21 protein-coding genes and 1 pseudogene are annotated in these 21,999 nt (G+C 59.5%); 14 read left to right on the top strand and 8 right to left on the bottom strand.

Annotation, left to right across the window (positions count from 1 at the left end; all coding sequences use genetic code 11):
• Positions 1-233 precede the first annotated feature (233 nt).
• From PspS49_RS07740 to PspS49_RS07730, 3 genes are all read left to right on the top strand, one after another.
• The gene (locus tag PspS49_RS07740) at positions 234-1,592 is read left to right on the top strand and encodes a TolC family outer membrane protein (protein WP_064388304.1); all 1,359 of its coding nucleotides are present in this window, start codon (positions 234-236) and stop codon (positions 1,590-1,592) included.
• 157 nt (positions 1,593-1,749) lie between these two features.
• A complete protein-coding gene (locus PspS49_RS07735; RefSeq protein WP_160038730.1) occupies positions 1,750-3,909 on the top strand; it encodes a type I secretion system permease/ATPase in 2,160 nt (719 codons plus the stop codon).
• A 10-nt stretch (positions 3,910-3,919) separates the two neighbouring features.
• A complete protein-coding gene (locus PspS49_RS07730; RefSeq protein WP_150773789.1) occupies positions 3,920-5,281 on the top strand; it encodes an HlyD family type I secretion periplasmic adaptor subunit in 1,362 nt (453 codons plus the stop codon).
• Between the two features lie 114 nt (positions 5,282-5,395).
• Here PspS49_RS07730 and PspS49_RS07725 read toward each other — a convergent pair whose 3' ends face one another.
• Entirely contained in the window at positions 5,396-5,992 is a 597-nt protein-coding gene (locus tag PspS49_RS07725; RefSeq protein WP_160038728.1) for a DTW domain-containing protein, read from the bottom strand.
• An 18-nt stretch (positions 5,993-6,010) separates the two neighbouring features.
• Positions 6,011-6,904: a LysR family transcriptional regulator gene (locus tag PspS49_RS07720; protein ID WP_007956593.1), complete on the bottom strand. Its 894-nt coding sequence runs from the start codon at positions 6,902-6,904 to the stop codon at positions 6,011-6,013.
• Positions 6,905-7,299: 395 nt separating this feature from the next.
• On the opposite strand from PspS49_RS07720, the gene speB reads away from it, so the two are divergent.
• The 6 genes from speB to PspS49_RS07690 all read left to right on the top strand — a co-directional run bounded on the left by speB (position 7,300) and on the right by PspS49_RS07690 (position 13,140).
• On the top strand, positions 7,300-8,250 hold the full coding sequence (gene speB / locus PspS49_RS07715; protein ID WP_003222717.1) for an agmatinase: 951 nt from the start codon (positions 7,300-7,302) through the stop codon (positions 8,248-8,250).
• A gap of 10 nt (positions 8,251-8,260) precedes the next feature.
• A complete protein-coding gene (locus tag PspS49_RS07710; RefSeq protein WP_160038726.1) occupies positions 8,261-8,683 on the top strand; it encodes a nuclear transport factor 2 family protein in 423 nt (140 codons plus the stop codon).
• A 54-nt stretch (positions 8,684-8,737) separates the two neighbouring features.
• Positions 8,738-10,240, top strand: a complete 1,503-nt coding sequence (locus PspS49_RS07705; protein ID WP_160038724.1) for a cytosine permease — start codon at positions 8,738-8,740, stop codon at positions 10,238-10,240.
• A 153-nt stretch (positions 10,241-10,393) separates the two neighbouring features.
• Positions 10,394-11,773 carry a sodium:solute symporter gene (locus tag PspS49_RS07700; RefSeq protein ID WP_127926257.1) on the top strand — a complete coding sequence of 460 codons (1,380 nt, stop codon included), beginning with the start codon at positions 10,394-10,396 and terminating at the stop codon, positions 11,771-11,773.
• Positions 11,774-12,122: 349 nt separating this feature from the next.
• Positions 12,123-12,848, top strand: coding sequence for an MBL fold metallo-hydrolase (locus PspS49_RS07695; protein ID WP_160038722.1), 726 nt, complete (start codon positions 12,123-12,125; stop codon positions 12,846-12,848).
• Between the two features lie 43 nt (positions 12,849-12,891).
• The gene (locus PspS49_RS07690) at positions 12,892-13,140 is read left to right on the top strand and encodes an acyl carrier protein (RefSeq protein WP_160038720.1); all 249 of its coding nucleotides are present in this window, start codon (positions 12,892-12,894) and stop codon (positions 13,138-13,140) included.
• A gap of 105 nt (positions 13,141-13,245) precedes the next feature.
• On the opposite strand, the gene PspS49_RS29965 is transcribed toward PspS49_RS07690, so the two are convergent.
• Together PspS49_RS29965 and PspS49_RS07685 are read right to left on the bottom strand one after the other, a co-directional pair.
• Entirely contained in the window at positions 13,246-13,374 is a 129-nt protein-coding gene (locus tag PspS49_RS29965) for a PA1414 family protein (RefSeq protein WP_007914492.1), read from the bottom strand.
• 142 nt (positions 13,375-13,516) lie between these two features.
• The gene (locus PspS49_RS07685; protein ID WP_150749289.1) at positions 13,517-14,410 is read right to left on the bottom strand and encodes a LysR family transcriptional regulator; all 894 of its coding nucleotides are present in this window, start codon (positions 14,408-14,410) and stop codon (positions 13,517-13,519) included.
• Between the two features lie 104 nt (positions 14,411-14,514).
• Between PspS49_RS07685 and PspS49_RS07680 the strand changes: the two genes are divergently transcribed.
• Positions 14,515-15,696: an MFS transporter gene (locus PspS49_RS07680; protein WP_160038718.1), complete on the top strand. Its 1,182-nt coding sequence runs from the start codon at positions 14,515-14,517 to the stop codon at positions 15,694-15,696.
• Here the strand turns inward: PspS49_RS07680 and PspS49_RS07675 are convergent.
• The 3 genes from PspS49_RS07675 to PspS49_RS07665 form a co-directional block, all read right to left on the bottom strand.
• Positions 15,641-16,573 (bottom strand): DMT family transporter, encoded by a 933-nt coding sequence (locus PspS49_RS07675; protein WP_150749647.1) that lies wholly within the window; start codon positions 16,571-16,573, stop codon positions 15,641-15,643. The genes PspS49_RS07680 and PspS49_RS07675 overlap by 56 nt on opposite strands.
• A gap of 248 nt (positions 16,574-16,821) precedes the next feature.
• Complete coding sequence (locus PspS49_RS07670; RefSeq protein ID WP_160038717.1) at positions 16,822-17,220, bottom strand: DUF2177 family protein; 399 nt, start codon at positions 17,218-17,220, stop codon at positions 16,822-16,824.
• A gap of 46 nt (positions 17,221-17,266) precedes the next feature.
• Positions 17,267-18,103, bottom strand: coding sequence for a S1-like domain-containing RNA-binding protein (locus PspS49_RS07665; RefSeq protein WP_160038715.1), 837 nt, complete (start codon positions 18,101-18,103; stop codon positions 17,267-17,269).
• Between the two features lie 340 nt (positions 18,104-18,443).
• Here PspS49_RS07665 and PspS49_RS07660 point away from each other — a divergent pair, with 340 nt between their 5' ends.
• The 3 genes from PspS49_RS07660 to PspS49_RS07650 all read left to right on the top strand — a co-directional run bounded on the left by PspS49_RS07660 (position 18,444) and on the right by PspS49_RS07650 (position 20,504).
• Positions 18,444-18,632, top strand: coding sequence for a hypothetical protein (locus tag PspS49_RS07660; protein WP_016985943.1), 189 nt, complete (start codon positions 18,444-18,446; stop codon positions 18,630-18,632).
• Positions 18,633-18,839: 207 nt separating this feature from the next.
• On the top strand, positions 18,840-19,556 hold the full coding sequence (locus PspS49_RS07655) for a TorF family putative porin (RefSeq protein ID WP_160038713.1): 717 nt from the start codon (positions 18,840-18,842) through the stop codon (positions 19,554-19,556).
• A gap of 78 nt (positions 19,557-19,634) precedes the next feature.
• Positions 19,635-20,504 carry a DUF6279 family lipoprotein gene (locus PspS49_RS07650; RefSeq protein ID WP_150749292.1) on the top strand — a complete coding sequence of 290 codons (870 nt, stop codon included), beginning with the start codon at positions 19,635-19,637 and terminating at the stop codon, positions 20,502-20,504.
• Between the two features lie 122 nt (positions 20,505-20,626).
• Here PspS49_RS07650 and PspS49_RS07645 read toward each other — a convergent pair whose 3' ends face one another.
• A complete protein-coding gene (locus PspS49_RS07645) occupies positions 20,627-21,019 on the bottom strand; it encodes a transcriptional regulator (protein WP_127926248.1) in 393 nt (130 codons plus the stop codon).
• Between the two features lie 176 nt (positions 21,020-21,195).
• Here PspS49_RS07645 and PspS49_RS07640 point away from each other — a divergent pair.
• Positions 21,196-21,930: pseudogene (locus tag PspS49_RS07640) on the top strand (thioredoxin family protein).
• The last annotated feature ends 69 nt before the right edge of the window (positions 21,931-21,999 follow it).

The raw sequence follows: 21,999 nt of genomic DNA, 5'->3' as shown, positions 1-21,999 counted from the left end.
GCCTTTTTGCGCTCCCTAAAGCGCATAAAACAAAGGCTTTCGTGCTGAACAATGTGCCGGTTTTTACAAAGCGCATAAGTTTTTTTCGGCATAAGCCTTATGAAAATTTTTTCTTAGCTACGCTTCAGGATGTTCTTAGCTCTGTTGTTACAAGAGTGAAACGCTTAGACCTATAAATATCGTCAAATATTTGGCGACAGTAACACACCATCAGGACTCAGGGAGATGCACCCATGCGCGTTCTAACCCCCCTCTGCAGCGCGGTTTTGCTGGCCATGGCTTGCACTTCTCAAGCCCAGGCCATGAACCTTACCGAGGCTATTCAAAGCACCATCGCCACTCACCCGGAACTGGCCTCGCGCGTGGACGCCCGCCTGTCGGCTGATGAACAAGTCAAAGTGGCCAAGGGCGGCTTCTATCCGTCCGTCGATTTGAACGCCGCGTATGGTCGTGGCTACAGCGACAACACCAATACCCGAGCCTTCGGTAATCACCACACCGAAATCCTCAATTACACCCAGTCCGAGCTGCGCCTGCGGCAGATGCTGTTCGACGGTTTCAACACCGCCAACGAAGTCGAGCGCACCAAAGGCGTGTCCAATTCGCGCGCGTATTACGCGCAAGGCACCGCCCAGGATCTGGCTTTGCGTACCATCGAGGTCTACCTCGAAGTGCTCAAACGTCGCGAGCTGGTGACCCTGGCCAAGAACAACCTGCAGGCGCACTTGCGCGTCAATGACCAGATCGGCCTGCGCACCGAGCGTGGCGTCGGCAGCACCGCTGACTCCGACCAATCGGTAGCCCGTAAGGCCTTGGCGCAAAACAACCTCGACACCGCCGAAGTCGATCTGGCCGACGCCGAATCGAACTTCTACAGCGTGGTCGGACGCATGCCCGATGAGCTGGAAACCCCGGCCTCGACCCGTGGCGAGTTGCCGACCAGCCTGCCGGAAGCCCAGCAGAGCATGGTCGAGAACAACCCGTATCTGAAATCGGCGCAGGCTGACGTGCAATCGGCCGAGAGCCAGTACGAAGTCGCCAAGTCGCCGTTCTACCCGCGCTTCGATGCTGAAGCGGCCGTCGGCGCGAACAACAACGTGCAGGGCGATGAAGGCCACGACAACGAATGGCGTGTGGGTGTGGTGATGAACTACAACCTGTTCCGGGGTGGTAGCGACAAGGCGCGACTGGCCTCCGATGCGCACCAGATCAACCAGGCGATGGACATCCGCAACAACGCCCTGCGTCAGTTGAACGAGAACATTCATTTGGCCTGGAATGCCATGGTCAACGCGAAGAAGCAGACTCCGACCGCCCGCGAATACGCCGAAACCACCAAACGTGTACGCGCCGCGTATCAGGATCAGTTCGGCCTCGGCCAACGGACTTTGCTCGATTTGCTCGACAGTGAAAACGAGCTGTACAACGCCAACCGTCGCTACACCGAAATCCGCTACACCGAGGAGTACTCGATGTACCGCGTGCTGGCGAACATGGGCCAGTTGCTGAGCAAACAAAGGGTGGTGCTGCCAGCCGATGCCATCGCCGCGACTGAGGTCAAAAACGAAGCGCGCCTGCCGGAACTGAAATAAGTCCCCTGTTGATCGTTCCCACGCTATGCGTGGGAATGCCTCAATGGACGCTCTGCGTCCGCTTTGGGACGCGGAGCGTCCCGGGCTGCATTCCCACGCGGAGCGTGGGAACGATCAATGTGTGGATTCCCGTGCCCGTTCAACAGAGGCGATCAATATGACCAGCATGGAACCCGGCCATACCGGGATCGATCCGCGGCTGAGCTTCGATGATCCGTTACTCGACGGTCTGTTGATCCTCTGCAAACTGCATGGCGCCACCGTCAGTCGCGCCAGCCTGAGTGCCGGGCTGCCCCTGAACAAACAACGCCTGAGCCTCGACTTGCTGCCGCGCGCCGCCGCCCGGGCCGGGTTGCAGGCGCGAATTCTGCGCCGCGAGCTGAAAGACATCTCGCCGCTCAACCTGCCGATTCTGCTGCTGCTCAACGACGGTCGCACTGCTGTTTTACGGCGCTTCGGCGACGACGGCAAAGCGCTGATCCTGCCCAGCGAAGCCGATGGCGGCGAGCAATGGATCAGCCGCGAAGAACTCAGCGAGCACTACAGCGGCCAAGCCTTGTTCGCTCGGCCGCGCCACGAACTCGAAGACCTCCGTTCACCGCTGGTGCCGCGGGTACATGCATGGTTTCGCGACACCCTGAAACTGTCGAAATGGCTCTACAGCGATGCGATCCTCGCCAGTTTCCTGATCAACCTGTTAGGCCTGATGGTGCCGCTGTTCGTCATGCAGACCTACGACCGCGTGGTGCCGAATCAGGCCACCTCGACCTTGTGGGTGCTGTCGATCGGGTTGTTGATCGGCACCGGGTTTGAACTGGTGTTGCGGGTGGTGCGTGCGCACTTGCTCGACACTGCCGGCAAGAAAACCGATGTGATCCTTTCCGCCACATTGTTCGAGCGCATTACCGGCATGTCGATGAAGGCCCGGCCGGCGACCATTGGCGGTTTCGCCCAGAGCATTCATGACTTTCAGGGTCTGCGTGAATTTCTCACGGCGGTAACCCTGACCAGCCTGATCGACCTGCCCTTCGTCGTGCTGATGCTGGTGGTCATCGGCCTGCTCGGCGGCTGGCTGGTGGTCATTCCGCTGCTGGCGTTTCCGATCACCATCGTCTTCGCGATGATCATTCAGGTACGTCTGCGTGACACCGTGCAAAAGAGCCTGAGCCTCGGCGCTGAACGCCAAGCGGTGCTGATCGAAACCCTCGGTGGCCTGGAAACCCTCAAGGCCTGCAGCGCCGAAAGCGAGCGCCAGCACAAATGGGAAAGCACCCACGGCGCCCTCACCCGTCTCGACAGCCACGCGCGCAATCTGTCGGCGCTGGCCACCAACGGCACGTTGTTCATTCAACAGTTCTCGGGGATGGCGACCATTGTCGCCGGGGTCTACAGCATCATCGCCGGTAACCTCAGCGTCGGTGCGCTGGTCGCCAGTTACATGCTCGGCAGCCGCGTGCTCGCGCCGCTGGGGCAGATCGCCGGGCTGATCACCCGCTATCAGCAAGCGCAACTGACCATGAAAAGCACCGATGCGCTGATGGCCTTGCCGCAGGAACGCGACGGCAAACAGCGGCCATTGGAGCGCACGCAGTTGCAAGGCGCGCTGGACGTCAACGGCGTGACCTTCCATTACAACGGCCAGAATGCGCCGGCGCTGAGCAATGTCAGTTTCAGCCTGAAACCCGGTGAGCGGGTCGGCATCATCGGCCGCAGCGGTTCGGGCAAAAGTACGTTGGCACGATTGGTCATGGGTTTCTATGAACCCGAAGAAGGCCAGCTGTTGCTCGACGGCCTCGACCTGCGCCAGCTCGATGTCGCCGACCTGCGCCAGCAGATCGGTTACGTCGCCCACGATCTGCCGCTGCTGGCGGGCAGCCTGCGCGATAACCTGACCCTCGGCGCGCGCTACATCAGCGATTCACGCATGCTCGAAGTCGCCGAACTGACCGGCGTTACCGAACTCGCTCGCCAACATCCGCAAGGCTTCGATCGTCCGGTGGGCGAGCGAGGACAATTGCTTTCCGGCGGCCAACGTCAGGCCGTTTTGCTGGCGCGCTCGCTGTTGCTCGATCCACCGATCATGCTGCTCGACGAACCCACCAGTGCCATGGACAACAGCAGCGAAGACTTGCTGCGGCAGAAGCTGCACGGCTGGGTACAAGGCAAGACGCTGCTGCTGGTCACCCACCGTACCTCGATGCTGAGCCTGGTGGACCGGTTGCTGGTGCTGGACAACGGCCGGGTCGTCGCCGACGGCCCGAAAGAAGCGGTCATCGATGCACTGCGCAAGGGCCGTGTCGGCTCGGCGGCGGTCTAGGAGTTGCCCCATGTCTGCTTCCTCCGATAGCAAAGATCGAGGCTACTTCGACAGTTTCGGCAAAAGCGCCGAAGCCGAATTCATGCCGGAAACCGCCGGCGCTTCATTGCAGGACTCGCCGCGCTGGTCGCGGATCACCGTGTGGCTGGCGGCGGCGCTGCTGATCAGCGCGGTGGTCTGGGCCAAGTTTGCCGTGCTCGAAGAAGTGACCATGGGCGAAGGCAAGGCGATTCCTTCGAGCAAGATTCAGGTGATCCAGAACCTTGAGGGCGGGATCGTCACTGAGATATTCGTCCGCGAAGGGCAAATGGTGAACAAGGGCGACACGCTGCTGCGCCTGGATGACACGCGATTTCGTTCGAACAAGGGCGAAAGCGAGGCGGATCGTTATGCGCTGACGGCGCAGGTCGAACGGTTGTCGGCGGAGGCCGAGGGCCGGCCGTTCAAGCTCTCTGATGAGGTCATCGCCAAGGCGCCGCAAGTCGCCGAAGACGAGCGTTCGCTGTACGAACAACGTCAGCGCCGACTGGCAAGCGAGCAACGAACGTTGAGCGAACAACTGCGGCAGAAGACTCAGGAACTCGCCGAGTTTCGCTCCAAACAAGGTCAGTTCAGCTCGAGTCTGGCGTTGCTGCAGCAAGAGATGAACATGTCCGAACCGCTGGTGAAAACCGGTGCGGTTTCTCCTGTTGAGATCCTTCGACTCAAGCGCAGCGCGGTAGAAATCCGAGGTTCATTGAACGCGACGACGCTGGCCATTCCCCGCGCCGAATCAGCGATTGCCGAGATCCGCAGCAAGATCGACGAGTCGGAACAGACCTTCCGTTCCGAGGCGGCGAAAGAGCTGAATGAGAAACGCACCGACCTGTCGAAAATCACTGCCACCAGCATCGCCATCGACGACCGCGTCACCCGCACCACCGTGACCTCACCGGTACACGGGGTGATCAAGCAATTGAAGGTCAACACCATCGGCGGCGTGGTTCAGCCCGGCAGCGACATGGTTGAAATCGTACCGCTGGAAGACAACCTGTTGATCGAGGCCAAAGTGCGCCCGCAGGACGTTGCGTTCCTGCATCCGGGCCAGAAAGCCATGGTCAAGTTCAGTGCCTATGACTACACGATTTACGGCGGGTTGAGCGCCAAGCTTGAGTTGATCGGCGCCGACACGATTACCGATGACAAGGGCAACAGCTTTTATCTGATTCAGGTGCGCACCGATAAAAACCATTTGGGCGGGGATGTGAAACCGCTGCTGATTATTCCGGGGATGGTGGCGACGGTGGACATTATTACCGGGGAGAAAAGTGTGCTGGATTACTTGCTGAAACCGGTGCTCAAAGCTCGGACCGAGGCGATGCGCGAACGCTAGCCGATGATCGTTCCCACGCGCAGCAAAGGAATGCCGCCCGGGACGCTCCGCGTCCCTTTGCGACTGTGACGCAGAGCGTCACTGGATGCATTCCCACGCAGAGCGTGGGAACGATCATTTGTCGCCATGATTACGCTGGAAGGTCTCCTCCCCCATCGCCGCAATCTGCCCCTCGATCAACGCCTCGAACGGCTTGAGCAACGGCTCGAATGACCTCGGCGCTTCCAGCGTCTGCAACGCCTGCACAATTGCCTCAATCGTCGACAACGCCCCTGGCCCCGGTGCCTTGCGCAAGCGATAGCGCGACACGCCACCTTCGGCCAACGTCACCCGTGGCAACGCCGCCAACAGAGGATTGAGGTGCAGCATCTTGCGCGCCTTGCGCCAGGTGCCGTCCGGAACGACCAGTAACAGTGGTTCATCGGACTCGCCGTAAGCCTGCATCGGTTGCGCATCATCAGCCGGAAACAACAACCGCGCCCGATAGCCCGGACGGTTCAGCAGCGCCGGCAGATCTTCGAATACTTCACCGACAATCAGCTCGGCATTGGTCAGTCCCAACGCTGCTAACCGCGCAGTACTAAGCGCATGATTGACCTCGCTCGGATGCTGCAACAGCAACACTCGCGTGCGGCTGTCGAGGCGCGGGATCAGCGGGCACAGGCAATGGGTCTGGGGGCGCAGGCAGCGCGGGCATTGAGGTCTGGACATGGTTCTTTTCCCTACAAGCTAAGCCTGATTGAGCTGAGCTTTGAGCAAATCGCGGAAGGTCTGGATCAGCGGCTCGCGGCTGCGGCCCCGGCGCATGATCATCGAAAACGGTGCCTGATAACCGAAGGTCGCCGGTAGCAGCACGCGCAGGTCGCCCTTGTCGGCCCAGGCCTGAGCGTAGTGCTCCGGCAGGTAACCAATATAGGCGCCGGACAGCACCAGAATCAGCTGCGCCTCCATACTTTCCACCGTAGCGGCGCTGTGTTTGAAGCCGTGGCGCGCCAGTTCCGCCTGACTCCAGTAACCGCGCCCGACCATGCGTTGCTGGGTGATGACTTGCTCGGGAATGCGCCGCTCGTTGAACAACGGATGCCGGCTGCTGCAATACAGCCAGTGTTGCTCGCGGTACAACGGCATGTAGACCAGACCGCTCATGCGCGTGGAGAACGCACCGATGGCCAGGTCGAGGCGGTTGTCCTGCACGCCGAGTTGCAATTCGTAGGGGCTCATCACCGACAAATGCAGATGCACCGCCGGGTGTTCCTGGCTGTAGGCGCCGATGGCTTCGGCGAACGGCAAGGCCTTGTCGCTGACGGTGGAGTCGATCACCCCAAGGTTCAGCGTGCCGCGCAGTTCGCCCTTGAGCGCGGCGGCGTATTGCTCGAAGCCTTCGAGCTCGGCGAGCAGGCGCAGGGTTTCCTGATGGAACAGTTCACCCTTGCTGGTCAGGCTGAACCCGCCGCGCCCGCGATGGCACAACACCAGGCCGAGCGCGGCTTCGAGCTGGCTCATGTAGGTGCTGATCGCCGAGGTCGACAGGTTGAGTTCCTGCTGGGCGTTGGCGAAGCCCTGATGACGGACGACGCTGACGAAGATGCGTAACAGTTTCAGGTCGGGTAAAGCGTTGGCCATGTCTACTCCGGGCTTTGCAACTGTGTGTCTGTGGGAAAAGCCCCTCACCCCAGCCCTCTCCCCTAGGGAGAGGGAGCTGATCTCCATGGCTTTCAAATCCTGAGCTCGACTCGATTTTTCAGGTCGATGCAGATTCCGCCAACAACTCGGTCGGCCCCCTCTCCCTCTGGGAGAGGGCTGGGGTGAGGGCAGCAATCCCCAGCCGATCACAATCTTGAACCCGCCAAAGTCTAATCCCAGCCTCGCCATTAGTTTAGAAAAATCTGAACTAAGTTTTTGCCCGTAGCGATTCTTTCCCCCCACTACATTTCGCATCATCGGCCCCACAGCGGCGTCCGAACCTGTGCTCCACGGCGCGCCGACATAAATAAAACAAAGACGATGAGGCCTTACCCGTGGACAAGATTCTTCACCAACCACTGGGCGGCAACGAAATGCCGCGCTTCGGCGGCATCGCCACCATGCTCCGACTCCCCCATGTACCGACCGCTGCCGGCCTGGACGCTGCCTTTGTTGGCGTGCCACTGGACATCGGTACTTCGCTGCGCCCCGGCACCCGTTTCGGGCCACGCGACATCCGCACCGAATCGGTGATGATCCGCCCGTACAACATGGCCACTGGCGCTGCGCCGTTCGACTCACTGTCGGTGGCCGACATCGGTGACGTGGCAATCAACACCTTCAACCTGCTCGACGCCGTGCGCATCATCGAAGAAGCCTACGACAACATCCTCGAGCACAACGTGATCCCGATGACCCTGGGTGGCGACCACACCATCACCCTGCCGATCCTGCGGGCGATTCATAAAAAGCATGGCAAGGTCGGTCTGGTACACATCGATGCCCACGCGGACGTCAACGATCACATGTTCGGCGAGAAGATCGCCCACGGTACGACCTTCCGTCGCGCTGTCGAAGAAGGTCTGCTGGACTGCGACCGCGTCGTGCAAATCGGTCTGCGCGCGCAGGGTTACACCGCTGACGACTTCAACTGGAGCCGCGATCAGGGCTTCCGCGTCGTACAAGCCGAAGAATGCTGGCACAAGTCGCTGGCACCGCTGATGGCTGAAGTGCGCGAGAAAGTCGGCGGCGGTCCGGTGTACCTGAGCTTCGACATCGACGGCATCGACCCGGCCTGGGCGCCTGGCACCGGCACTCCGGAAATCGGTGGTCTGACGACCATTCAGGCAATTGAAATCGTCCGCGGCTGCCAAGGTCTCGACCTGATCGGTTGCGATCTGGTAGAAGTCTCGCCCGCTTATGACACCACCGGCAACACCTCGCTGCTGGCCGCCAACCTGCTGTACGAAATGCTCTGCGTACTGCCTGGCGTGGTCCATCGCTGAGGGTCGGGTCATGAACGAACGTGATCAGGTTTTGCGAGCGGCCGCCGAACTGGTGGCTGCCTTTGCCCGTAACGATCGCGAAGCTTATTTCGGCGCGTTCAGCGCCGATGCAAGTTTCGTTTTCTACACCCTCGAACAGCCGTTGCTGTCGCGCGATGCCTATCAGGCCTTGTGGGACAGCTGGCGCGCCGAGGATGGCTTCGAGGTGCTTGCGTGCACCTCCAGCAACGCCTTCGTCAGCCTGCAAGGTGACATGGCGATTTTCATCCATGACGTGGCCACCGAGCTGCGCATGCAAGGGGAGCAACACTTCAGCCAGGAGCGCGAGACGATTGTTTTCAGGAAACAAGCGTCGAGCCTAGAACAACAAGGCCATTGGCTGGCCTGCCACGAACATTTGTCCGCAATGCCGGAAGGGCTGCCATCCCCTTAGCCAAACAGGTGACGCTCACGCACGATGAGCGCGCCTTTATGATCGGAGCAGATCATGAATAACAACAACAACGACCAAAGCCTTACGCAGATTGAAACCCACGGGGTCGAACAGATCCCGGACCACGAACGCAGCGCAGGCCCGACGGACTTGTTCCGGATGATCTTCGGTGGTTCGAATACCTTTGCCACCGCCGTGCTCGGCAGTTTCCCGGTGCTGTTCGGTCTGTCTTTTCAGGCCGGTGTCTGGGCGATTGTGCTGGGCGTACTGCTTGGCTCGCTGATCCTCGCACCGATGGGCCTGTTCGGCCCGCTCAACGGCACCAACAATGCCGTGTCGTCCGGTGCGCACTTCGGCGTGCACGGGCGGATCGTCGGTTCGTTCCTGTCGCTGTTGACCGCTATCGCGTTTTTCTCGCTCTCGGTGTGGAGTTCGGGGGATGCGCTGATCGGTGGTGCAAAACGCCTGATCGGTCTGCCGGAAACCGACCTGTCTCTGGGCCTGGCCTACGGTCTGTTCGCGATCCTGGTGCTGACCGTGTGCATCTACGGCTTCCGCTTTTTGCTGTGGGTGAACAAGATCGCGGTGTGGAGCGCCAGCCTGTTGTTCCTGCTGGGCATCTTCGCCTTCGCCGGTCCTTTCGACGCCCATTACGCTGGCACCGTCAGCCTCGGTCAGCCGGGCTTCTGGGCCGCGTTCATCGGCGCCGCGCTGGTTGCGATGAGCAATCCGATTTCCTTCGGCGCGTTCCTCGGCGACTGGTCGCGCTACATCCCGCGTGACACCTCCAAGCAACGGATCATGGCGGCGGTGGTGCTGTCGCAGATCGCCACGTTCATCCCGTTCCTGTTCGGCCTGAGCACCGCGACCATCGTCGCGATCAAGGCGCCGGACTACATCGCGGCGAACAACTATGTCGGTGGTTTGCTGGCAGTGTCGCCGAGCTGGTTCTTCCTGCCGGTGTGCCTGATTGCGGTGATTGGCGGCATGTCCACCGGCACCACCTCGCTGTATGGCACCGGGCTGGACATGTCCAGCGTATTCCCGCGAGTGCTGTCACGCGTGAAAGCGACGCTGCTGATCGGCGTTTTGTCGATTGCCTTCATCTTCATCGGCCGCTTTGCCGCGAACCTGGTGCAGAGCGTGTCGACCTTCGCCGTGCTGATCATCACCTGCACCACCCCGTGGATGGTGATCATGATCATCGGCCTGGTGGTGCGTCGCGGCTTCTACTGCCCGGATGATCTGCAAGTGTTCACCCGTGGCGAACAGGGCGGACGCTACTGGTTCAGCCACGGCTGGAACTGGCGCGGTCTGGGGGCGTGGATCCCGAGCGCGGCGGTTGGCCTGTGCTTCGTCAATTTGCCGGGGCAGTTCGTCGGCCCACTGGGTGAAATGGCCGGCGGTATCGACATCAGCTTGCCGGTGACCCTGGGCCTGGCCTCGGTGGTGTACCTGACGCTGCTGAGCCTGTTCCCGGAACCGCGCGAAGTGTTCGGCCCGAAGGATGCCCGCAACCAAGCCATAGAAAAACCTGAACTGCGTCAGGCCGCCTGACGCAGGTCCCCTGTGGGAGCGAGCCTGCTCGCGAAGACTTCAGCACATTCAACATTCATGTGACTGACAGACCGCCTTCGCGAGCAGGCTCGCTCCCACAGTGAGATTCGAATTCAGCCTCAACATAAAAAAGACAATCGGAGACACGCCATCATGGCTTTGGATTTATTCGTCGTCCTCATCTACGCCGCCGGCATGCTCTTGCTCGGCTACTTCGGCATGCGCAAGGCCAAGACCAACGAGGACTTTCTCGTCGCCGGTCGTAACCTCGGCCCAAGCCTGTACATGGGCACCATGGCCGCAACCGTTCTGGGCGGTGCGTCCACGGTCGGCACCGTGCGTCTGGGCTACGTGCATGGTATTTCCGGTTTCTGGCTGTGCGCGGCTCTCGGTTGCGGCATCGTTGCGCTGAACCTGTTTCTTGCCAAACCGCTGCTGAAACTGAAGATCTACACCGTTACCCAGGTGCTGGAAAAACGCTACAACCCGATGGCCCGCTCGGCGAGCGCGGCAATCATGCTGGCCTACGCGCTGATGATCGGCGTGACCTCGATCCTCGCGATCGGCACCGTCCTGCAAGTGCTGTTTGACCTGCCATTCTGGGTTTCGGTACTCGTCGGTGGTGGCGTGGTGGTGATCTATTCGGCGATCGGCGGCATGTGGTCGCTGACCCTGACTGACATCGTCCAGTTCATCATCAAGACCGTGGGCCTGATGTTCATCCTGCTGCCGATCTGCCTGTACCGCGTCGGCGGTTGGGACGAACTGGTGCTGAAACTGCCGGCGACTGCCTTCAGCTTCACCACCATCGGCTGGGACACGATCATCACCTACTTCATGATCTACTTCTTCGGCATCCTGATCGGTCAGGACATCTGGCAACGGGTGTTCACCGTCAAGACCGCCAAAGTCGCGCAATACGCCGGCAGCATCGCGGGTATCTACTGCATCCTCTACGGCCTGGCTTGCGCGCTGATCGGCATGGCTGCACACGTGCTGATCCCGGATCTGGACAACGTCAACAACGCCTTCGCCGCCATCGTCAAACTGTCGCTGCCGGACGGCATACGGGGTCTGGTGATCGCGGCTGCACTGGCGGCGATGATGTCCACCGCCAGCGCCGGCCTGCTTGCCGCAGCCACCACCCTGACTGAAGACCTGTTGCCGAAACTGCGTGGCGGCAAACCGTCGAGCCTGGGCATCAACCGCCTGTTCACCCTGCTCACCGGCATCGTCGTGCTGGGTATCGCGCTGGTGGTGAACGATGTGATCAGTGCGCTGACTCTCGCTTACAACCTGTTGGTGGGCGGCATGCTGATCCCGCTGATGGGTGCGATCTTCTGGAAACGCGCGACCACTGCCGGCGCCATCGCCAGCATGGGCCTGGGTTTTGCCACGGCGCTGCTGTTCATGTTCAAGGACGGTCTGGATGCGAACACGCCGATCTACTACAGCCTGGCTGTGGGTCTGGTGAGTTTCGTGGTGGTCAGCCTGCTCTCCCCTCGCCCGGCGACGGTGGCGAGTGCGATCTAAGCTCTGATGTAACGACTTGATGCTTTCTTCGACGGGTGTGGCACGGGCGTGTCCTCCCTTATTTCCTGCACCGCGTTGCGCCTAAAAGCGAGCCAGGCAAGGCGCAGTCCGTAGGTAAGGGTTGTTTCCTTGCCAAGGACTGCAACGCAGCCTGGCTCGCTTTTAGGCACAACCCGGAGGGCCGGAGCTGATGTCGTGCAGGGCTGCGTTGCTCGGAGCTTATTTGGAAAAACCAAACTACGCTCCTCGCGCCTTGCCCTGCACGACATCAGATCCGGCGCGGTGCAGGAAATAAGGGAGGACACGCCCACTTGCCACACCCGTTTTTTTCGTCTGAAGGAAAGTGCTGATGAAGATTGTTTCTCGCGATCAATGGTTCGAAGTACAACACCTGAGTGACGGCATTCGGCTGATTCACGAGCCGTATATTCGGCCGTTTTACCGATGCAACCTCTGGCACGTTCAGGGCCGTGACAAAGACTTGTTGCTGGATAGCGGTTCAGGGCTGGTCAGCCTTCGTGAGCAGTTGCCGTGGCTGACTGAACGCCCGTTAGTGGCAGTGGCCAGTCATTGCCACTTCGACCATATCGCCGGCCACCATGAATTTTCCGAACGACTGGTGCATCCCGCCGAGGCAGACATTCTGGCGGCGCCGGATGGCGAAAACGATTTGAGCCGCGCCTTCGTCGGCGACGACATGTTTGAAGCACATCCGGACTGCCCGTTGTGCTACGCCGAATACCGGGTCAAAGCCGCGCCGGCGACCGGGTTTGTCGAGGACGGCGATGTGCTCGATCTGGGCAATCGTACGCTGCAAGTGCTGCACACGCCGGGGCATTCGCCGGGCGGGATCAGCCTGTATGAGGCAGCGACGCAAACCCTGTTCAGCGGCGACATCATTTACGACGGGCCGCTCATCGAAGACGCCTACCACTCCAATCTTGAGGATTACGCCACCAGCCTGAGACGTTTACAGGCGCTGCCGATCCGCACGGTGCATGGCGGGCACTTCGGCAGTTTTTCCGGGGAGCATTTGCGCTCGATGATTGACCAGTGGTTGCGCAGCCACGCCTGAGGCCTGCTTCACTCAAGCACAACAACAATCAGAAAAATCTGCCATGAGAAGAGCTGCCGTGCGTGCCGCCGTGCATCGATATATCCGGCGTTTACTGGAAACCCGCGAATTCAACGACAACACCAGCCTGGTGCAACTGGGCCTGGAGAAAGCCGACATCGAGGATTTGATCTTTCATCTGGAAGACGAATTCGGACTGACGGCGTTCACCGCCGAGGAAGACCGCATGCTCAAGACCGCGAACACGGCGAATGACTTGAGCCGGTTTTTGCTGGAGATCGGCCGTCATTAAAAGCAAAAGATCGCAGTCTTCGGCAGCGCCTACATTAATCCGTGCAGGAGCTGCCGAAGACTGCGATCTCTTGATCTTGAATCCTTTGATCTCGGATCGGGGGCATTACCGGCGCCGTTGTTGACGGCGGCGCTGCTCGTCATCGGTGCGGATCGGTACAGGTTGCAGAGGCGGTTCGATCAGACCGAGGGCAACACCCAAGTCGTGCAGCCAGTTTTGAATTTTCTCTTTCATCGTCATGCCCCCTTCAGGGTGGTGCTGAGCGGCCGGAATTCTGAGGCCGCTTCGCACTGATAATAGTCCGAAGTCCTACGCAATGCTCGGCCAAATCCGCAATGATCTGTTACTGAATTGAACAGAGTTCGCCACCATTGGTTCAGGCTGTTTCCCGGGTTTCGATCCGAGCCGCAGGATAGACAGCCTGCTGCACCTCGATCCACGCGTTCAGGTTGGCGCCGAGCATGCCCTTGCGCCACATGAGCCATGTTGTCGCACCCGCGAATGATTCGGCCAAAGGGTGCACTGCGACACTCTCGCGCCCCGGCAGACTGGCCAGCATCGACTCCGACATCAACGCCACGCCACTGCCGGCAATCACGCAGGCGAGCATGCCCTGATAGGACTCGATCTCCATCGCCCGGCCCATCGCCGCGTGATAGTGCGAAAACCACGCCTCCAGGCGCATGCGATACGAACACCCGCGACGAAAGGTGAACACCGACCGCCCTTCCACGTCCCGGGCGCTGTGCACTGGCGGATGATCGGGTTCGGTGATCAAAACCAACCGCTCTTCACACAACGGCACACCATCAAGTCCAGCCAGTTCCAGCGGACCATCCACCAGCGCCGCATCGAGTCGTCCGGTGAGCAAACCCTCCAGCAGCTCGGCACTCGGCGCCGACTGTACTTGCAGATTCACCGCCGGGTATTGCTTGTGATAGCGCGCCAGCAACGCCGGCAGATGAATTGCCGCCGTGCTGTACATGGTGCCGAGGACAAAATCCCCCGCCGGTTGCCCGCCCATGACTGCAGCGCTGGCCTGATCGCGTAACGCGAATAACTTGCCGGTGTAGTCCAGCAGGACTTTTCCCGCAGGCGAGAGCTGCAAACGCTGACGCTCACGGACGAACAGTTCGACACCGAGTTGCTCTTCCAGCTGTTTGAGCCGCGTCGACAGGTTCGACGGCACTCGGTGCAAGCGTTCGGCTGCGCGGGTGATTGACCCTTCTTCGGCGACGGCCTGAAAGATCCGCAGTTGGCTGAACTCCACAAGCTTTCTCCATAACAGAACAAGTTACTCACTATTATTCAATTTTAAAGAAAGTCAATCAGTCCTAGCCTGACGGTCATTGCTCCTTCAAAGGAATCCCGACCATGTCGCCCCTGATTCGCTTATCCGCCTGCTTCGTTGCCCTGATGATGGCCATGGGCATCGGGCGTTTCGCCCTCACTCCACAAATGCCACACCTGCTCAGCGAAGGGCAGATCGACCTGACGGCCGCCGGTCTGATCGCTGCGGCCAACTACCTCGGCTACTTGCTCGGTGCGGTCGACGCGATGTTCGCCCATCGCCCGCAGCAGGTTCTCAGACGTCTGCACGGCGGCTTGTGGCTGTGCGTACTGCTGACCTTGGCGTCGTTTTGGGCTGACGGTTTCTGGTCGCACCTGGTGCTGCGCTTTGGCACAGGGGTGGCAAGTGCGTGGGTGCTGGTGATGATCACTTCGCTGAGTCAGCCGCTGGCTGCCGCTGCGGGTCGTCCGCGTTTGGGCGCCCTGGTCTTTGCCGGACCGGGGTTGGGGATTTTTCTGACAGGGTTGCTGGCGCTGGTCTCACATCTGCTGAATCAGACATCCGCGACGTTGTGGCTGATTTATGCGGCGGCCGCGTTGCTGATGTTACTGAGCGTCTGGCGATTGCTGCCAACGCCCGTCGCAACGACAACGGCGGTTGCTGCGCCGGTCAGTCTGTCGAATCGGGGCATTGGGCGGCTGGCGGTGATTTATGCGCTGTACGGCGTCGGCTACATCATCCCGGCGACCTTTCTATCGCAAATGGCCAACGCGCAGTTCCATGGACAATGGCAGGCCGACCTGTTCTGGCCGTGTTTCGGTCTGGCCGCGGCGCTTGGCGTGTTGCTGGTGAGTCTGCGCCGTCACGATCCCGCAACCACCCGCCACTGGCTGATGGCAACGTTGTGGCTGCAAGCGGCCGGTGTGTTTGCCTGCCTGCTCGGCAGCGGCCTCGGCCTCACGCTGGGCGTGATCCTCTGCGGCACACCGTTCCTGGCGTGCATGCAACTGGTCATGCAACGCTCGCGGGAACTGGCGCCCCATGCCACCCAGCGCAATGCCGGCATGCTCACCGCGTGCTTTGCGCTCGGCCAACTCAGTGGCCCGTTGCTGGCGGCGTTGAGCAGCCATTTCAGCGGCAGTTTGCACCCTGCCTTGGTGATCGCCGGCAGCGGCTTGCTGATTGCCGGCGGTCTGGCGATGCAATCGACTAGCGCTGGCCCAGCGCTTTGCGCAAACGCCGACGCAGCCACTGCTCGGCGCTGACAAAGGTGATGCCGAGCAACACCAGCACCGCGCCGATAACGAAGTTCAGACTCAACTGCTCGCCCAGCAAAATCACACCGAAGGTCACGCCAAACAGTGGCGTCATGAACGAAAACACCGCGAGGTTGGCCGCCAGATAACGGCGCAGCAACCAGAACCAGATCAGATAACTGAAGAACGACACCACCAGGCCCTGGAACAACACGCTGGCCACCGCTACGGGAGTCAGACTGACGTGGGTGATCTGGCCGCTGAACAGCGCAATCAGCAGCAGGCCAAGGAAGCCGACGATCAACTGATAGAACAGAGTCAACGTCACCGGTGCTTCCGACAGACGTGAGGCGCGCACCACCACCGTGGTCGCGCCCCAGCAGGCGCCCGCCAACACGCCAAAGGCATCGCCGAGCAGCATGCGCCGGTCGAGGTTGTCCCATGACACGCCACCGGCGAAGGCAATCGCGATGCCGATAAACGCGAGCAGAATGCCCAGCCATTGCAGCGGTCGCAGCCGCTCACTGGCCAACAGGAAATGCACGCCCAGCGCAGTGAAAATCGGCGCGGTGTAGAGGAACACCGACATGTGCGCTGCGGTGGTCAGTTGCAAGCCTTCGGCGATGAAGAAGAATTCCAGACCGAACAACCCACCGGCCAGCAAGCCGCCGCGCCAGGTGTTGCCGACCTGATTCCAGCCGCCCTTCCAGCACATCAGCAGCCCGACCAGCAGCGCGGAAATCCCCGAGCGCGCCGCCGCTTGCATCACAGGGGCGATGTCTGGCGCCGCCCACTTGATCATCACCTGCTGTACGCCCCAGATCAGACACAGGCCGATCATCACTTGCAGGGCAAAACTGTCGGCATTACGCCGCTCGACACTCACCGCAACACCTCGAACACGCACAACATGGCAGGCCATCCAATGGTCAAAAACAATGCTGGGGATTATCAATCAGTCGGGCGGAAAAAGCCGTCTGGAAAAGACATTTGTTTCTTCAGTGGCGGTAGCAGTGGATGGCTGTCGGCTGCGCCGCCATTCGCGAGCAGGCTCGCTCCCACAATTGGAATGCATTTCCCTGTGGGAGCGAGCTTGCTCGCGAAGGGGCCGGCATTGCTTACCTACATTTCGAATCAGACCTTGCCCAACCGCCTAGACAGTAAAAACCCGACGCTACAAGCCACAGCAGTAGCAAACGTCCCCCACGCCCAATCCATCAACGTCACCTGCACTGACCACCCTCGCAATGTTGCCCAGTTCGTCAGGTCATACGTGCCGTAAGCTACCAGCCCTAACAACGCGCCCCGCTTCGCCGCCCATTGCCACGTCACGGCCGGCAGCACCACAAACACCACGCTGCCAAAAACATACAGGCAATAAAAAACCGCTGCCGGAACCAGCAGCGGTTTTTCGAGCATCAGCGAACCGAGCAGTTCGCGATAGGTCGGCGCCATCAACAGGCCGAGCCAGATACCGTCGAGCAACAGAAACGTCACCAGCGTGGCAACGTAGGCAATCAGCGCTTTTTTCATCGACCCGACCTCGTGTGTGCCCCATGCAACATGGGCCACCCAAGGCTCAGGTTAGTTCAATGCGATCGGCATGAATAACGATCTTGCCTTCCTTGTACAGCGCACCGATGGCCTTCTTGAAGTTGCCCTTGCTGACGCCGAACAGGCTGCTGATCAACGCCGGATCGCTCTTGTCGCTGACCGGCAGCGTGCCGCTGTTGTCGCGCAACTTGGCGAGGATCTTCGAGTTCAGGCTGCTCGCCGCTTCCTGGCCAACCGGTTGCAGGCTCAAGGCGATCTTGCCGTCGGCACGGATTTCCTTGATGTAGCCCTTCTCGATCATGCCGGCGCGCATGAACTTGAAGATTTCGTTCTTGTGAATCAAACCCCAATGCTTGTTGTTGATGATCGCCTTGAAGCCCATGTCGGTGGCTTCGGCAACCAGCAGATCAACTTCCTGGCCCTGGCTGTAGTTGGCCGGGGTCTTGTCGAGGTAGCGATCCAGACGCGCGGTAGCGGTGATGCGGCGGGTGTGCTTGTCGAGATAGACGTGCACCACGCAGTATTCGCCGGCGGTCATCTGGCGCTTTTCTTCGGAGTACGGCAGCAACAGATCCTTCGGCAGCCCCCAATCGAGGAACACACCGATGCTGTTGACTTCAACGACTTTCAGACTGGCAAATTCGCCGACCTGAACTTTCGGTTTTTCCGTGGTAGCGAGAAGTTTGTCTTCGCTGTCCAGATAAACAAATACGTTGAGCCAGTCTTCATCTTCGCTGGGAATATCTTTAGGGATATAACGGTTGGGCAAAAGAATTTCGCCGTCGGCACCGCCGTCCAGATATAAACCGAAGTTAGTGTGTTTAACCACTTGTAAACTGTTGTAACGCCCGACTAAAGCCATTTCCAGAACCCTCATTGCGTGGGCGGCATTCTACCCGTTTTTGTGCTGGCCGTCGGGCGGCAGATCCGCACGCGTCAGAATTCTGCGCAACGCCCTGATTTTCCTTGTGTGCGGCTGGGCTGAGGTGCCGCTCGTCAGGCAGACCCCAGCGCTCGCGGTTGAATATTTCAATGCCTGCAAACCTGAATGTTCCTATTTAAAACAGCAGGTTAGCCGGATATTTCGAATATTTAATCGAGAATAATGCAGTACAGCGGTGGGTTATTCCCGGGGATATTTACCAAGCAATTGTCAAGTTATTCCTGTACGATGCCTGGCCGAGTTACTTTTCTACAGGTTAATGGCCGCCATGCGTGTAAAAGCATCCACCAGCAAAGCAAAGCCAGCTCCAGCCGTTGAAACCAGCGAATCGATCAACGATCAGATTGCGGCGTTCCTCAAGTCCGGCGGCGAGATTCAACAAATTGCCAAAGGCGTCAGTGGCCAGACATTCGGCCCGTCCAAGCAGATCAGCCTGGGCAAGAAGTAACATCCGGTTTTACACCCGTCCAGAGGCGCTTTGAGCTTTGAAGCGCCTGGACTGGCACCGCGCAATATCCCCTTCGCTTTAAACAAAAATTCTTGTAAATCGACGAACGGCCTTCAATGCCGATCATTCGCCGGTATCCTTGCACGCGTCTAGATCAAGCGTTTCAGCAGGCCCGCCACCCTGCCCGCGCTGTTCATGGAGTGACGCATGCGCAAATCTTCGTGTTTATCACTTGTAGGCCTGCTGGCTTGCGCGACTGCGCACGCGCAGATTTTCCAGCGTGAACTGGGCGACTTCGATCTCAAACTCGGCACCACGCCCACGCGTAGCATGGCTCAGGGCCTGGTCAAACCGGCAGCCGTCGGTTCGTTCCACGGCGGCCTCGACCTGAGCCACGATAGCGGCCTCTATGTCGGCCAGTACGCACCGAGTATGGGCATCAGCCCTGGCAAGAACCTCGAGATCGACTCCTACGTCGGCTTTAAACAGCCTTTCGATCAGATCCTTGGCTACGAAGTCGGCATGATCCACTACAGCTATCCCGAAGTAGACACCCTCGACAGTCAGGAGCTGTTCGGCGGCCTGACCCTGCTCGGCAGTCGTTTCGGCGTGGCCTTGAGCAACGACCCGGACAAACAGAACAACACCTTGTTTGCCGACCTTGGCGGCAATCAACCGTTCGGCATCGGCGTCAGCATGAAATACACCACTCACCAACTGAACACGCCAGTCGCCGTGGACGGTGGTTCTGTCAGCAGTTTTACCGACTGGTCAGTGAAATTGTCCCGACCGTTCATGGGGGTCGATCTCGACCTGATCTACAGCAATTCCAGCCTCAGCGGCAGCGATTGCTCGGCCTATTCCGGGCACAACAGCCAGTGCGACGGCCTCGTCACCCTCAAGGCCGAACGCGCGTTCTATTGATCGGCTGAACTGCCGGGTTCATTCTGCGTTCACATAGGAATCAGATCCTCGAAGCCAGGCTCACGCAAGGATTCGCCCATGTCTCGCTGGTTCAAGCACATCGCCGCTCTACTGATTTTCACCCTCGCCCTCGGCGCTTGCAGTCGCGTCGGCCTGGCCTATCGCAATCTCGACGTCATTATTCCGTGGACGCTCGGTGATTACCTGGACATGAACGGCGAGCAGAAGGACTGGTTCAACGAACGCCTCAAGGACCACCTGAGCTGGCATTGCACCACGCAATTACCGGGTTATCTGGACTGGCTTGATCGCCTGCAGACCATGGTCGAAACCAATCAGGTCACCGATGCCGCGTTACAGGCGCGCACGACGGAAGCCAAGCAGGCCATTGCCGAAACCGCTCGAGAGATCACCCCTTCGGCCATTGAGCTGTTGCAAGGTCTGGATGACAAGCAAGTGGCCGAGATGAATGACGCGTTTGCCAAGGATCTGCGCAAGCGTCAGCAGGAATACCTCAAACCACCGCTTGATCAACAAATTGCCGAGCGTGGCGCGCGAATGGTTAAACGCTTGAATGACTGGCTCGGCCCCTTGAGCGCCACCCAGGAACAGCGGGTCATGGCTTGGTCGACCGCGTTGGGCGATCAGTACACCCAATGGATCGCCAATCGCGCCCATTGGCAGAAGCAGTTCAGTGCTGCCGTGGCGCAACGCAAAAGCCCCGAATTCCCACAGAGAATCGAGACGCTTCTGGTCAATCGAGAGAGTTTATGGACAGCGGATTACCGCAAAGCCTTCGCCGATACTGAAGCGCAGGGACGCTCGCTGGCGGTGGACTTGATGGCCGAGAGTACGCCGCAACAGCGTCAGCGCTTGTTGAAGAAGATCGAAGGCGTGCGCAAAGACTTCAACGACCTCAAATGCCTGAAGGCTGCGCAAAAAACCTGAACAACACGAAGATCAATGTGGGAGCGAGCCTGCTCGCGAAAGCGGTGCATCAGTTACTTCAAATGTCACTGACAGACCGTATTCGCGAGCAGGCTCGCTCCCACATGGGGATACCTTTGGACTCAGGCGATCTGAGCTTTAGATGCCACTTCATCAAACGTGGCCTCGGCCAGCGCATCCTCCTGCTCATCCAGCACCTGACGCGGGTGATCGTTGCCGGGAATGCTGCTGTCGATCAGGCTCAGCAGGCTGGAACCGCGCGGGGTCAGGACAAAATTGTTTCCGGTGCTGCCCTCTTCGTCCGGACGCGGTGCGATATAGCCGCGCAGGAGCAACAGTCTTTCATAGTCGCAAGCCAGCGTTTTCAGGTGATCAAGGTTCTCGATCGGTTCGCCCGCACTGGCTTTCTCCGCCGCATAGTCTTCGGCGTAGGCCCGGGGGGCGAAGCTGTGGCCAGCACTGTTCTGCACTTCGTGCAGCAATCGCTCAATCAAATCCCAGTTATAAATCGTCATCCTGATCCAACCTCCGGTGCGCGTGATTTATGGCGCGTTCATAGGTTGTGACCTGAGCGGTTCCCAGCCGTTCAGCCGCATTTGCCGAGCCGACCGACCGGCGGTCTGTCGATTTCCCGCAGGGTTAAACGACTAGTCTGAAACAGACGGTTTCAACCCCCGCAGGAGAAATCATCATGAACGTTGAGAATCATCCGGTGGTATCGCGCGAAGAATGGCTCGCCGCCCGCAAGCAACATCTCGCCGACGAAAAAGCCTTCACCAAAGAACGCGACCGCCTCAGCGCCAAACGTCGCGCATTGCCATGAGTGAAGGTCGACAAGGACTACCACTTCCAAGGGCCGAACGGCGAATTAAAGCTGGCTGATCTGTTCGGCAAACACAGCCAATTAGTGGTTTATCACTTCATGTTTGCCAAGGACTGGGAGGAAGGCTGTCAGGGCTGCTCGTTCCTCAGCGACCACATCGACGGTGCCAACCAGCATCTGGCTCATCACGACATCGCCGTGGTTGCGGTATCTCATGCGCCGTTCAACGAGTTCCAGGACTTTAAACGGCGCATGGGCTGGAAGTTTGACTGGGTGTCGTCAGAGGGTTGCGACTTCAACTATGACTTCGGCGTGTGCGCCCGGGCTGAGGATGTCGCGGCCGGAAAGGCTACGTACAACTACGAAAAGACTGACAGCGCCGAGGAAGAAATGCCGGGGTTGAGTGTGTTTTATCGTGATGAGGCCGGGGAGATTCTCCATACCTACTCGACCTACGCTCGCGGTCTCGACATGCTGGTCGGTGCCTACAACTACCTCGACCTCACGCCCAAGGGCAGGAATGAGGACGAGATCATGGAATGGGTGCGGCACCATGATCGATATGAAGGCGGCAGCAATTCCGGTTGCTGCCATGAGCAGTAATCAATAGAAAAGCCGTCAAAAAAGCTACTCGCTGAAGTACTCGAGCCAGGCCCGAGTACTTCTAGAGAC

This window comes from Pseudomonas sp. S49 (genome assembly GCF_009866785.1).
Classification (GTDB): domain Bacteria; phylum Pseudomonadota; class Gammaproteobacteria; order Pseudomonadales; family Pseudomonadaceae; genus Aquipseudomonas.
Note: the sequence above shows the minus strand (reverse complement) of the source record. Positions and strands in the feature narration are given on the sequence as shown.